Annotated in this window: 10 protein-coding genes; 1 reads left to right on the top strand and 9 read right to left on the bottom strand. The window is 36.0% G+C overall.

Going from position 1 to position 13,519, the window contains the following annotated elements; genetic code table 11:
• Positions 1–23 precede the first annotated feature (23 nt).
• The 7 genes from HHU12_RS02870 to HHU12_RS02840 form a co-directional block, all read right to left on the bottom strand.
• Entirely contained in the window at positions 24–1,643 is a 1,620-nt protein-coding gene (locus HHU12_RS02870) for a RagB/SusD family nutrient uptake outer membrane protein (RefSeq protein WP_169654820.1), read from the bottom strand.
• Positions 1,644–1,656: 13 nt separating this feature from the next.
• Positions 1,657–4,980 carry a SusC/RagA family TonB-linked outer membrane protein gene (locus tag HHU12_RS02865; protein WP_169654818.1) on the bottom strand — a complete coding sequence of 1,108 codons (3,324 nt, stop codon included), beginning with the start codon at positions 4,978–4,980 and terminating at the stop codon, positions 1,657–1,659.
• 90 nt (positions 4,981–5,070) lie between these two features.
• On the bottom strand, positions 5,071–6,027 hold the full coding sequence (locus HHU12_RS02860) for a FecR family protein (protein WP_169654816.1): 957 nt from the start codon (positions 6,025–6,027) through the stop codon (positions 5,071–5,073).
• A gap of 319 nt (positions 6,028–6,346) precedes the next feature.
• Positions 6,347–6,925, bottom strand: a complete 579-nt coding sequence (locus HHU12_RS02855; protein WP_169654814.1) for an RNA polymerase sigma-70 factor — start codon at positions 6,923–6,925, stop codon at positions 6,347–6,349.
• 154 nt (positions 6,926–7,079) lie between these two features.
• A complete protein-coding gene (locus HHU12_RS02850; RefSeq protein WP_169654812.1) occupies positions 7,080–7,787 on the bottom strand; it encodes a DNA alkylation repair protein in 708 nt (235 codons plus the stop codon).
• A 97-nt stretch (positions 7,788–7,884) separates the two neighbouring features.
• A complete protein-coding gene (gene ribD, locus HHU12_RS02845; protein ID WP_169654811.1) occupies positions 7,885–8,916 on the bottom strand; it encodes a bifunctional diaminohydroxyphosphoribosylaminopyrimidine deaminase/5-amino-6-(5-phosphoribosylamino)uracil reductase RibD in 1,032 nt (343 codons plus the stop codon).
• Between the two features lie 42 nt (positions 8,917–8,958).
• Positions 8,959–10,971, bottom strand: a complete 2,013-nt coding sequence (locus tag HHU12_RS02840; RefSeq protein WP_169654809.1) for a T9SS type A sorting domain-containing protein — start codon at positions 10,969–10,971, stop codon at positions 8,959–8,961.
• Positions 10,972–11,199: 228 nt separating this feature from the next.
• Here HHU12_RS02840 and HHU12_RS02835 point away from each other — a divergent pair, with 228 nt between their 5' ends.
• Positions 11,200–12,108, top strand: a complete 909-nt coding sequence (locus tag HHU12_RS02835; RefSeq protein ID WP_169654807.1) for an RluA family pseudouridine synthase — start codon at positions 11,200–11,202, stop codon at positions 12,106–12,108.
• Positions 12,109–12,142: 34 nt separating this feature from the next.
• On the opposite strand, the gene HHU12_RS02830 is transcribed toward HHU12_RS02835, so the two are convergent.
• Together HHU12_RS02830 and HHU12_RS02825 are read right to left on the bottom strand one after the other, a co-directional pair.
• Positions 12,143–12,730, bottom strand: coding sequence for a phospholipid scramblase-related protein (locus tag HHU12_RS02830; protein ID WP_169654805.1), 588 nt, complete (start codon positions 12,728–12,730; stop codon positions 12,143–12,145).
• A gap of 82 nt (positions 12,731–12,812) precedes the next feature.
• Complete coding sequence (locus tag HHU12_RS02825; RefSeq protein ID WP_169654803.1) at positions 12,813–13,475, bottom strand: alpha/beta hydrolase; 663 nt, start codon at positions 13,473–13,475, stop codon at positions 12,813–12,815.
• Positions 13,476–13,519 lie beyond the last annotated feature (44 nt).

Here is a 13,519-nt window from a genome sequence, read left to right as displayed (position 1 = left end):
CCTATGAATTGATTAGAAAAAGTTTAGTAACCTTGATTTTGTACTAAATTAAGATTGGCATCTAATGCCGTTTGAGGAAGAGGGAAAACCCTTTTATTAGGATCTGAACTGCTTTTTTCAGTCCACTTATCCTCAAACTTCCCAAAACGAATCATATCTGTTCTTCTCTGCATTTCCCAATACAGCTCAAAACCTCTTTCATTAAAAAGTGCTTCTTCAGTTAGAGAAGTTAATGGTTTGGCTCCCCTTGCTGTTCTTAAAGTATTGATATCAGAAAGTGCACCTGACACATCATTATTTCTGAATTTTGCTTCAGCTCTCATCAAGTAAACATCTCCTAGTCTTATCAATGGAATATCTACTTGACCACGACTATTTGAGGAACCATTGATATCAAATTGATATTTTGCTACACGAATCCCTGAAGATTGATTATCAAATAGTTTTACTTCTTTTGTAAAATCTGTTGGTAGTCCGTCTCTATCATTCATCAGTGCTGTAATGATTAATTGACCGGATGTATCTTTTTCAAAATCACTTTGATCCTCATTTAATACAGGGCCATACTGTTGTCCCGACATAAAACCTCTATTCAACTCGTAGAGCTCTGGAGCTAAAGTACCCTCTTCTTGTGCGAAGTTCACTTTTGAGAATCGAGGATCTGTTACATCCCAAGTATCTACAAATTCAGGCAATGTTGCATATCCATTCCACCCTCTTCTAGTTGGTGTTGGCTTTTGTGACCTTGCTAAACTTACTACAGCAAAACGGTTGTCTCCTAAGTTGTATTCCAAACGCTGATCCACAGCAAAAATCATTTCGCTATGTCCATGATTATCCGTATCGAAAATAGAGAAGTAATCAGCAGTTTCTAATTGATAGCTTGAAGAGTTAATTACTTCTGTTGAATGTTGAATTACTTTCGTTAAATCTTCAGATTTGAATTTGTAAGAAGGAGCATACGGATCAGTATATACAGCTATATTGAGATATAAACGTGATAATAAAGCTTGAGCCACTTCTTTTGTGATTCTTGAACTGCCTACTTCTTCTTTTGTTCCTAAATGATCGATAGTACTCAATAGGTCTTCCTCTATATATTGAACTGCTTCTTCACCTTTCAACACCAAAGGGTCTTCATTGAACTTCAAAGTTTCAACATCTCTTGTTGGCACCTGACCATATAAATCCAATAAATGCATCATATAAAATGCTTTTAAGACCGTAGTTTCAGCAATTTTTTGATCAAAATTGCCCTCCATATCTTGCATTGTTTTTATTGCAATCATCGACTTTGCCACACCTTGGTTTAGTTCATTCCAAGTATTACGGATAGCTCCATTATTGGCTGTCCATGAGTGAGTATGCAATTCTCTGTAAAGACCATTGTCATCCCAGTCTGTTCCTCTTGTGGGGCAGATGGCTTCATCTGTTGTGATTTCTTGTAGACCAAATACTTTGGCATTGTGCGTAAAAGTGGAACGTAAACGAGCATAAGCTGCAGCTGTAACACTTTCTGCTGCTTCACTTGATGTAATAAGATCTTTGTTCAGCGTTTCATCCAGAATTTCTTCTTTCAGGTCTGTACAACCGACCATTACAGAAGCTAAAAATATATAAGATACTTTGATAAGAGATTTCATGATGTTATTAGATTTAGAAAGATACATTGACACCCAAAATAAAAGTTCTCGCTCTTGGGTAGTTGGCATAATCAATACCGTATGAAAGGTTTCCATCTGATGATTTATCAGTGTTTACCTCAGGGTCAAATCCTGAATAATTGGTGATGGTCAACAAGTTTTGACCAGTAGCATAAATACGAAGATTACTTACGTTGTTCCACTTACTTGTATTAAACTTATAACCAATTGTGAGGTAGTTTAATCTTAAGAAATTTGCATCTTCCAAGTAATAGGTAGATGGCTGAGGAACGTTTTGACTGCTTTCATTGGTACTGGCAATGGCATTCGTAATGTTATTGCCATTGGTTAATGAAGGGATAGAGAAATAAGCATTTGCTGTATTATTATACACCTTGTTTCCGATACTTCCATTTAAAGAAAAGGACAGGTCAACATTCTTATAAGATAGATTATTCGTAAGACCTAATGTATAATTTGGAAGTGCACTGCCTGCAAAGACTCTATCATTATTAGTTATAGTACCATCTCCATCTACATCATTGAAGATATTTTTACCTTCTTCATCAAACCCAAGATGTTCTAGCAAGTAAAAAGCGCCAATAGGTTGTCCATTTGCATAAGCATTGACTTGTGCACCTGATAAACCAGGACCTGACAATGAACCTGTAGAAATTAATGTTAAAGGCAGTTTATTGATTTCGTTTTGAATGCGAGTCACATTAGCATCTACATTCCAATTAAAATTCCCTCTAGTGATAACATGACCTCCTAATGAAAATTCGAAACCTTTATTCGTAATCGTACCATCAACATTTTTCCAAACGTAAGGCGAAGGTGATGGATCTTGAGAGGTCATTTTTAATAGTAAATCCGTTGTTTTTTTGTTGAAATAATCGAAAGTACCATACAATTTCCCTTGGAAAAGTTCAAAGTCAACACCAATATTTGCCTGTGTATTTACCTCCCATTTGATATCTGGATTTGCAGTACGAGCCAATGTTATTCCATTCGTAATTTCACCACCTTCATTCAACCAATAACCATTAGATACGCTTGTTGAATAAGAAGCTTGAGTGATTTTATTTGGAATTTCCTGATTACCCGTCTGTCCCCAGCTAGCTCTTAATTTGAGATTTGAAAATACGCCTAAGTTCTGAATAAATGGCTCCTCACTTAATCGCCAAGCAGCTGCAAAAGAAGGGAAAATACCATACTTGTTATTATCTCCAAACTTCGAAGAACCATCCGCTCTTAATGATGCTGTAAAGATGTATTTTTCATTGAAAGTATAATTCACTCTTCCGAAGAATGACTGTAGTTCATTGACCTGAGCACTACCTGTTGGTGGAGTTGAAGTCAAATCAGAACCGATACTTGGATTATTAATCGCGTCTACTTCAGTAGTCGTTAAGTTATTGACCGTAAAGCCATAAGTTCTCCTGTAAAATCTCTGATAAGAATGACCCAATAGAAATTTCATATTGTGTCTGCCTGTTTTTAATTGATAGTTAAAATAGTTCTCTATCAATCTATTTTCACTCTCTACATTAAGAATTGTCGCACGTCCATCAGGGCTAAAGAATTCAATATTATTAGGATCAATCTGCAGATTTCTATTGGAAGTAGCATTGTCAACACCTGTATTCAATTTGTAACTCAATCCTTTTAATAATTGAATTTCAGCATTAAAGTTTCCAATGATACGGTTTGTTTTTGTGTAGTCTTGGTATAACTCTAAGAAGGCATAAGGATTGACACCCGAAGGGAATACAAACAATTCTCCATTTTCATCATGCGTAGGGTAAGTAGGATTAGACTTTAGCATATTAGTGATTAATTCTCCTCCAGATCCTGCACCGTTACTTCTTGGAATACCCGAGTCTTCTACTTGACTTGCTGTTAAATTAGCCCCCAGTTTCAATCGATCTTCAAAGAAGTTTTGAGTAACATTAATTCTTCCTGAAAATCGAATTTGCTGACTCTGCTTCATGATACCTTCCTGATCAAAATAGTTGATAGAAGCAAGGTAAGAAGATTGATCTTTTCCACCTGAAAACGAAAGATTATGGTTTTGGGTCTTGGCCGTTCTTGTCATTTCTTTTTGCCAATCTGTGTTTACATTTCTATCATAGATGTAATTGTTCTCCGTCCCATTTTCTTCTGCTATTCTATCTGTCGCAGTAATGAAAGCAGGAGTTTCTAAAACATCAACTCTCTTAGACAAAGTCGAAAGACCTGCAGATCCAGCATAACTCAAAGTTCCTTTCCCCTCTTTTCCTTTTTTAGTTGTAATTAAAATAACACCATTAGAACCTCTCGCACCATAAATTGCTGTCGCAGAAGCATCCTTAAGAATATTGATCGAAGCGATATCATTAGGGTTTAAAAAATTCAAAGGATTCTTTGCTTGTGAGCTTCCCACACCCATATCTGCTCCTTCAGGTGAAACATCAGAATTGTCCAATGGCATTCCATCGATTACATAAAGTGGAGAGTTTCCACTTCTGATTGAGCTTGCTCCACGGATCACAATATTCATTGCCGCTCCTGGCTCTCCACTCGATGCTACAACATTAACACCTGCCATTTTTCCTTGTAAAAGTTGTTCTGGAGAATTAATCATTCCTTGGTTAAAATCCTCTTCCTTCACCATTCCAACAGCACCAGTCACATCTTTGGCTTCTTGCGTTCCATAACCTACAACTACTACTTCTTGTAATGCTTTCGAATCTAGTTGTAAAGCAATGGTAATTTTATTTTTCCCTTCAATAGAGATTTCCTGTTTTTTATAACTAATAAATGAACAAACCAAAGTAGTCACTTGACCTTGAACCTTGATTCTAAAGTTTCCATTAAAATCGGTTACCACTCCCTTGGTCGTATTTTTGATGTAAACCGAGGCACCAATCAGAGGTTCTTTTGTCTCCTGATCAATCACCTGCCCTTCAATGATTCTATCCTCTTGTTGAACTTTTTTATTACCCTGTGAAGTATTTGAAGCATCAATTGGCTGTTTTACATATACCGTTTGATTGATGACCTTAAATGTATATCCCGTTTTTTGAGTGACTTGCTCTAGAATCTCAGTTACAGAAATGTCTGATGATGAAAAATTAAATAAGGTTGTATTGTTTTCTACAGATTGATCATACATAAAGACCAAATCCGTTTTACCTTCTATTGCTTTAAATAAACCATGCAATGTGATGCCTTCCACCTCTAAAGGTATTGTGGTTTGTGTATTTTCAAAATGATAAGCTTGAGCAGGAGAATAGAATCCCATTACGCTCATAAAAATTAAGGCATAAATAAGCCGTTTTGTTGATAGTTTCATCAACAATTTGTTTACATTTGTACTCATAAATAAATTAATTTTGCGATTGATTTATCACCCGTCCTGCGCCAACAGTGTCGGGTTTTTTATTTATTGCGATTGACATCCTTTACCCTTCAAAACAATGACGCCGTTCTTTTGAAACTGGTATTGGATATTATTCATAAAGGCTAATCCTTGGAGAATTTCCTCTAGCTTGTTTACTTTATATTGACCGTTTAACTGACAGTTCTTGATCCCTTGGTCAGCAATCTGAATCTTCACATTGTACCACCTTTCCAGCTCTTCAATTGCCTTTTCTATAGGTGTTTGATCAAAAACAATTACTTTATTCATCCACTGTAAGCCTTCATTTCCCTTGATTTCCCTTTTCACTAATTGTTGCTCCTCCCCATAATACTGGGTCATTTGCTGAGGTAAAAGATCAATAGAATTATGCTGATTTACTTTACTTCTCACATTTACTTTTCCTGTTTTTACCACTACCTCTACAACGGTTTCATGATAGGATTTCACATTAAATGAAGTTCCTAATACCTGCGTAATTGTTTTTTGTGTGAACACTTTAAAAGGATGTAGGGTGTCTCTTTGAACATCAAAAAACGCTTCACCTTCTAGCACTAATGTTCTGTTCGTTTGAAAGTCGCTTTGATAGGAAAGACTACTAAGATTATTGAGATGAACGATAGATCCATCTGGCAGAATTACCTTCTTCTGTTCCCCCACAGCAGTTTGAACAACCACTTGTTCTATATCTTTTGGTTGAAAAGAAAAATACAAGCCCATCAATAAGCCGACTATTACAATTGAAGCAACAGATTTGAAAACAGAATTGGAATAGAAGGGCACTGTTTTTCTTACACCTATTTCTTGATGTATCTTATGTTGTACTTTCTTCTTTGCTGTCAAGGTATTCTCTTTGTCCCACTCTTTTGAAGCCGTATTTTGACTTCCATCAAAAAAGTGATCAACGAGTTTTACCTCATTTTCATTTGCTTCTTCAGAAGCGTACCTATCGATGATATTTAAAAAGTCTTTTTCTTTCATTTTATGGTGTTTTCACCTGTTAGTATCAAAAAGAGAAGGGCACACGTAATGATTTTTTAAAAATTGGAGGGAATTCACAAACAGTTTATTAAAGTAATAGTTTGTTCATCTTAAGTACTAGGACAAAAGTAATCGAGTGTTTCTTGCACCATAGTTAAAACTATGGGCAGGTGATAGGGCAACCTACTCAAGACTAAAGTCTTGAAGGTTGGTAACGGAGACAACACTTTAGTGTTATTGGAGTCAATAACACTAGCCCATGACTTCAGTCATGGTGCACGTAATTATTGTTCCATTGCTTTTATCCAATTATTTAGCTTTAAAGAAATAGAAAATAGAATAGCAAAAATGAAGTGGCCGTAATATTCTCTTTCAGGAATTTCAAAGCATTGCTGATATGGGTTTCTACCGTGCGAATAGAGATGTTCATCTTTGTTGCAATTTCCTGATTAGACAAATGTTCAAACCTCGACATCTGAAACACCTCTTTACATCGATGAGGTAATGTTGCTATAAGGTGATTGACCTCTTCTGTTAGTTCATTGACAATAACTAAATCATCTGTATTCTGCTGACTAAATATTTTCTCCGCCAACTCTAATTGTTCTTCTGTAAGTACGGCTTTTCGGAAATGCTTTGCCGTTTGAAATTTGACGGCTTGATGTAAATAGGCATTGAGGTGAGTAATTTGAAGCACATCTTTTTTTGTCCAGAGAGTAACAAAAATTTCTTGTATAATATCCTCACTTAACTGTTGGTTATTTAAGATTTGATTTCCGTACCGGAACAAACGCTCAAAGTAGCGCTCATAAATTTCATCAAAAGCAGAGAGATTTTCTTCTTCAATAAGAAGCTGTAAGAGTTCGATGTCAGTTGCTGTTGCTAGTTTATTTCTCATTGTCCTAGATTTGAAAACACAAAACTAGTAAATAAAAATCGGCAACTGTGTGATCATCGTATTAACAAAAAAGGAATAAATAATGAAGAAAGAAATATGAAGTATTTCCCTCTTCAAACGGACTATACCCTTAGAGCATATTTAAAATCTGCTCTTAACACCTTGCTTTTTTCTTCTTCTTCCCCACTCTATTTTTCTCAATAATTTTCTGAATATAGTCAGATGCCAATGGTACTTTACAGCTAGTTTCACCCACATTGACACTTACCTTTCCTATATTTTTAGCTACTTCTACCGCTTTTTCTGTTAAAGATGGAATATATGCTCCCACTGAAATTACAAACCCATTTTTAGTATACCTCACTCGATTTAATGATTCATGAATATCAGCATTGACTTGGTCTAGTAATTCTTCTATTTTCTTTATATCAATTTGGTCATCTGCTGTGATAGCGATGTAATTGGAAATAGTAGACCAACCTGCACTTTGTATTCCTTCATCTGCGTCATTGATCCATTCTAGCCCTAATTCCCAACCAAATTTCGATTCTGAAGCGATCCAAGCTACCGTATATTCTGACAGCATGTACCAATTAGCCAGCTTCACCCATTCTTGTAAAGTTTCTTTTGTGATGGTTTTGTTATCCGCAATCAGCCCTGCCAAATACATTGCATCAGAGTTGCCAGTAGCATACAGTTCAAGTGCCAAATCATGGTCTTTTTTCACCTTCTTTTGAATGGTTTTCAAATCACCTACTTTTACACCAAAGAAGGGTTCTTTAGCACCATGCTTTAAATAAATAGATTTTGTTCCTTCATTTCCTAATTTATAAAGGGCGTCCATTACTTCTTTTTTTGTCATCTTGAATTCGTTTGAGTGAATGATGTGAATCCTAAAATAAAAAAATCTCCTGATTAGAGCACTAAGCAGGAGACTTCATTATAATATTGTACTGGTTTTATCTTCTTTTGTAAATGGAATAATCATCTCCTTCAATCTGTTGAGACGATACTTTCCTAGCATTAGTCAAAGTTGGTGCTTCAATGCCTTTCCCAAAGGTAGTAGTTGATGAAGTGAAAATATGAGCTTCATCCCACAATCCTTTCTCAATGAACTGCGTTAATAATCTACTTCCACCTTCCACAATTACCGAACGTACTTTTCGACCCATCAAATCTGTCAAAAGATCTTCAAAGAAAGTATCTTTTCCTAAAGGAATAAAAGCGAGGTTCTCGTTTTCTTCATCAAAAGATGTCGTATAACAAATCGTTTTCAATTCATTATCAAAAAGATCTAAACTCTGATTCAGCTTATGCTCTCTATCAACGACAACTCTTAAGGGGTTTTTGCCTGCCCAATCTCTAGTATTCAACGTTGGATTATCATGCTTTGCGGTATTACTGCCTACCATAATTGCATCCTCCTCCGCTCTCATTTTATGAACTAGCTGACGCGATAAACCATTACTGATCCATTTAGAATCGTAATTTTCTCTTGCCACAAAACCATCAGCTGTCTGAGCATATTTCAAGATCACATATGGCTTATTGTGTATCATAGTTTTAAAGAAACGCTTATTGACTTCTAAGCCTTCTTCCTCTAAAATTCCAGTTTCAACATGTACGCCCGCATCTGTCATTTTTTTGATTCCTCGTCCCGCTACAAGTGGGTTAGGATCAAGATTACAGACATATACATTTTTTAATTTTGTCCTTACAATCAGATCAGCACACGGAGGTGTTTTTCCATAATGACTGCAAGGTTCCAAGGTAACATACATATCCGCTTCAGAAAGATACTGTTGATCTTCTTTTTTTACAGAAGCAATTGCATTAGGTTCAGCATGTGGCTCACCATATTTCTGATGATATCCCTCTCCAATAATTCGATCTTTATATACAATTACAGCACCTACCATAGGGTTTGGGCTTACATGTCCCATTCCTTTCTGAGCGAGCTGTAATGCTCTATACATATATTTTTTGTCCATAACTATCGTCTGTTAATTTCCGATAGCTAATTTAGTTATAGATCATTGGACTGTGAAACGTTGAATCTTCTTTTTTCCTGATAGCGTTGAAATCATTAACATATAAATACCTTTGGGCAAGGTAGAAATATCAATGGTATGATGCGTGGGGTTCCAACTTGTGGTGTGATATCGCTTTCCGCTCAAATCAAATATCTGATAGGTATTGATGGTTTCATTGGCTAAAGAAGTCGTCTCCACATTAATTTCTATGCTGGATGGATTAGGATAAATGATATAATCAAATGCATTTTGAGCTTCATTATTTTCTACTTGAACCCAATCTGAGTAGGAATATTTTCCATCAAAATCAGTTTGTTTCAATCTGAAGAATTGATAACTGTTCCAATTTTGTAAGGTATGAGAATATTGAATATCAACATTAGAGTTCCCCGCTCCATCGATACTAGCAAGTACCTTTGTCTTCTTTTTATCTGTTGAACCTTCTAATTCAAAGAAGTCATTATTTATCTCCTGAGCTGTTGTCCAATTAAATACAAGTGCGTCACCTTCTCTCTCTGCATCAAATGATTTTAAAGTGATGGGTAGATCGTGACTGCTGTCTCCTCCTAGGGTAAAGGGACTGAAAGTAGCTGTTCCTGCTTCTATAAAACCTTCTACACTATCATTATGGTCATTTGTATCAGTGGTATGTGTACCCGTTCCACCCATATCTCCTTCAGAATACCATTTTGCACCTCTGTAATGCATAAGGTGTACTGTACTTAAAGATGCTGTGTTGATACCAGAATTAGTATGGTAAGAAAGAACAACATTAAAATTCTTCGTCACGTTGTCTACATCTGCACCCGATACTGAAATATCCCAATATTCCATCAGGCTTACTTTCAAATTTACATCATCTAAATCTGTATTATTAGAATGTGCTGACTGTGTATGGGCCATAGTGAGCACAAAGTCACTAGGTGATGGTGAAACAAGGTTTCTAGCACCGCCAACTCGCAGTAAGCTATTATCGCCTACTGGTAAAAGAACGTAATCATTAGTTGCTGAAACGACCATTGACATTGTACCGTCAACATGTGAGGCATTCGACCCTCCTGATATGGTTGTATTTACATCATTTGTATAAGAAGCTCCACTTACACTTCCCCCGGAAACTATGGCTAAAGTATTGCCACTTGTCGTGATTATCCCATCTGTGAGTTTTAATACACCTCCTATATTTATTCCTCTTCCTAGGGTAATTCCTGAAGAGGTATTTATTGTAAGATTTAGAAATGGATTCGCATCATTAGCCGGCATAAATGTTCCTGATGCACCTGAGAGGAATTCGATACTTCCATTATTTGAGGCTGAAGCATCTGACCCTGCTGATATAGTAAATGCTGAATGAATAGCATTACTAATTTTCAATGTGTAATCCTTCTGTAAAGTAATTGCAACAGTTTCACTTGAAAATTCTGACGGTAAATCAGCTAGAGTACTTTCTGTGGCTAGTGTTGGGACATGCAATATGTTATCTCCTGTTATTGTTCCATCAATAAAATCATCTAAGAGACCTGTAATATTAGGTGGTCCTCCTTCAATAATTGGATTGGAAGCTGAACTACTGACGAATAGTAAACCAGAATGTGTAATAGCATCAGTGACAACATTAAGTCTTAATGATGCTGATGCTCCAAAAAGATAGATATTCTCAACATTAACTGCTCCTACACTTCCTCCAGCTAAGTTTAATTGACCTAGAATATATAGATCAGTTACTGTCAAAGCACATGAAGCAGTAAAATCTGTCAGTTGAGCATTCGATGTCACTGTTATACTGCCTATACTGATTGAGGTACTTGGCAAAGAAACAATATCGAAACCTTGAATGATAAAATCATCATCTGCAGTTATAGAATAATCCGTAAACTTTCTGCCTGTTCCACCCTCCGTTGTGGCCCATATGTCATCGGTATAAAAATTCCCATCTCCTCTAGAATAGTACGTAGTAGCAAAAGCATCAAGGCCCAGTAAACAAAGCCCCAGAATATATAGATAGACTTTCATGATAGTGATAATTTGGTTTTAATACTAAGTCAATTTTGGTTACTCCTCTAACAAAAAGTTGCTAGGGTCAGTTTCATCTGTTTTATTGCCCCTATGTGATTATTTCAGAGAAAAAGGAGGTTATTTTTGAATCATTAAACTTAATTCTATTCTTTTCTATAACTTTATCACCGAATTCTTCAAATTCTCAACAGTAAGTTTTAAGCTTCTTTTATATTATTTTTCACCATGGAAAAAACGATTCTCGAAAAAATTCAAATCCCAGATAACCTTGATCAGAAAGAACGCTTTTTTGATTTCATTTTGAGAAATAGTCAATATGTAACCTCTAGGAATGGACTCAAAAAGGCATTGAAAGCACAACGTGTAATTTGTGAAGGCCAAATACTCAAAGGTGCTGAATGGATTGTTCCTGGACAGGAAATTGTGATTTATACTGAAGAAGCTAAAGTGCCAAAAATATTTGAATTGAAGCTTGATGTTATTTTTGAGGATGAAGATTTAGCAGTGGTTTACAAACCGTCTGGAATTCCAGTAAGCGGCAATCAGTTCAAAACCATCGAAAATGCTCTTCTTTCTAATATTTCTCAGAGTAACTTGACAGATACAATGCCTTGGCCGAAACCTTGTCATCGGTTAGATGCTCCAACTTCTGGTCTTTTATTAATCGCAAAAACACGACTGGCAAGGGTAAAACTTGGACAGCAGTTTGAGGATAAAACCATCAAAAAGAAATACCATGCTGTGGCTATGGGGTCTTTTAAGGAAAAAGAGGGAGATATTAAGCATGACTTAGAAGGAAAACCTTGCCATAGTTCTTATAAAGTAGTGAAAGAGATCCCATCTCTAAGAAGTGAAGCACTGACATTAGTGGAATTAGAACCGCATACAGGAAGGACACATCAATTAAGAAAGCACCTTGCCATGATAGGGCACCCGATTGTAGGAGATAAAGAATATGGGGAAGATGGAAACACCCTTAAAGGAAAAGGATTGTTTTTGAGCAGTACAGCCATCTCATTTGTTCACCCTAGAACAGAGGAAAGAAATGAGTTCTCAGTAGCTTATCCTTCAAAATTTGAAACGCTTTTGGAGAGAGAAACTAAAATGTGGGAAAAATATAAGGGCAAGAAGTAATCACTCCTTACCCTTTACTTTATCTTTTAAGTAGTTATTCTTTTAATACCATATCGATACACATCACTGCTGCCATAATTAACAATCTTAATTTATGATCTTGAGGCACCTCAGGGTTGATTTCTAAACCATAGTTATCGGCTGAAGTGAACAATTCCTTTGCAAAGCCTGCAAACTCTTTGCTTACATGAGCAAATTCAAAGTCATCTTTTACAAATTTGAAGTCCCAGCTTGTCCACTTTCCTTTCAACATACAAAGTGAATTATTGTCCGCATCAAACACTTCAAATTTACCTCCAATAGAAAAGAATTTCTGCTTGAACATACCCACCAACTGATCATTTTCATCCAGCACTTCTACGTCAGATAAGAAAATAGAAATTCCTCTTTTTACAGTAAGGATTTTCTGTCCTGTTGTAGTTCTGATCTCAATATGAAACGGAGTCATTCTTTTGTAGTCTGTGAACCTCAACATTTTAGTAATGAAACCCAATGAATCCTCACGGCATTCCATTATAATTTCATCTGTTACAGGGTCATAAATATCGTAGTTGTTGGCGGCTTTGAACATTCCAACATGTTCTTTTACAAAGAATTGATTATTATTTAATACGGGATGCATAAAAAGAGTTTGGTTAGTATCTCTAAGTTAGAAGTAATTCAACTGAAAAAAATAAGAGATATTAGTTCATTAATTATTTAATTTAAAAATGCTTTAGGCATTCTTCAAGGACATCTCTTCTGACATGATGTCCTCCATCAAAACTAATAAATTTTGAATTACAATTAAGGGAGTTTAATAACTCTTTTTGTTTATTTATGTCAATAAAGGTTCTAAAAGGATCCTTATCCCCTAACACCATGAATACATTTGAATCAGGCGTCAAGAAATTAAAGTCATCAGCTGTTAATTCCTTCGGAATATCTCCTGCCCATAAAATTAAATTATCGACTTTTGGTTTATAATAATTGAGCCATCTCAGTACCGTTGTCCCTCCTTGAGAGAAAGCCAGATAATTGTATTTCACGCTCTCATTCAGATTGTCTAAAGCTTGCAAACGGTTTTCAAAAACGGTAGAAATATACAGTTGCTGATGTCGGATATCTGCTTCTCGGTCCAGTTTTGTCATCCATGATGCTCCTACTTTCTGATATTGTTTATCAAGATAAAAACGGGATAAACCTTGACAAGCTACCACATGATGTTGTGCTGCTGAAAGAATATCAAATCTTCGCATAAAATGATCTGCCAGCTGACCATAGCCATGAAATACCATCCAGAGGTGTTCTGTCGATTCTGTAATCGCTCCATTCGTGTAAAAAGGTGCTTCAATCTGAAGAGGCACCCAATTCTTCTGCTGTTCCATACTCATAAAAAAAGGCACTGCCGTAAAACAGTACCTTCATTGAT

The organism is Flammeovirga aprica JL-4 (assembly GCF_012844305.1).
GTDB classification, from domain to species: Bacteria; Bacteroidota; Bacteroidia; order Cytophagales; family Flammeovirgaceae; genus Flammeovirga; species Flammeovirga aprica.
The sequence above is the reverse complement of the archived record's forward strand: the minus strand, read 5'-3'. Positions and strand labels throughout refer to the sequence as shown.

Excerpts from the sequence above, each read along its gene's own strand:
- HHU12_RS02870 (WP_169654820.1), bottom strand. The coding sequence starts at position 1,643 with ATGAAATCTCTTATCAAAGTATCTTATATATTTTTAGCTTCTGTAATG.
- HHU12_RS02865 (WP_169654818.1), bottom strand. The coding sequence starts at position 4,980 with ATGAAACTATCAACAAAACGGCTTATTTATGCCTTAATTTTTATGAGC.
- HHU12_RS02860 (WP_169654816.1), bottom strand. The coding sequence starts at position 6,027 with ATGAAAGAAAAAGACTTTTTAAATATCATCGATAGGTACGCTTCTGAA.
- HHU12_RS02855 (WP_169654814.1), bottom strand. The coding sequence starts at position 6,925 with ATGAGAAATAAACTAGCAACAGCAACTGACATCGAACTCTTACAGCTT.
- HHU12_RS02850 (WP_169654812.1), bottom strand. The coding sequence starts at position 7,787 with ATGACAAAAAAAGAAGTAATGGACGCCCTTTATAAATTAGGAAATGAA.
- ribD (WP_169654811.1), bottom strand. The coding sequence starts at position 8,916 with ATGGACAAAAAATATATGTATAGAGCATTACAGCTCGCTCAGAAAGGA.
- HHU12_RS02840 (WP_169654809.1), bottom strand. The coding sequence starts at position 10,971 with ATGAAAGTCTATCTATATATTCTGGGGCTTTGTTTACTGGGCCTTGAT.
- HHU12_RS02835 (WP_169654807.1), top strand. The coding sequence starts at position 11,200 with ATGGAAAAAACGATTCTCGAAAAAATTCAAATCCCAGATAACCTTGAT.
- HHU12_RS02830 (WP_169654805.1), bottom strand. The coding sequence starts at position 12,730 with ATGCATCCCGTATTAAATAATAATCAATTCTTTGTAAAAGAACATGTT.
- HHU12_RS02825 (WP_169654803.1), bottom strand. The coding sequence starts at position 13,475 with ATGGAACAGCAGAAGAATTGGGTGCCTCTTCAGATTGAAGCACCTTTT.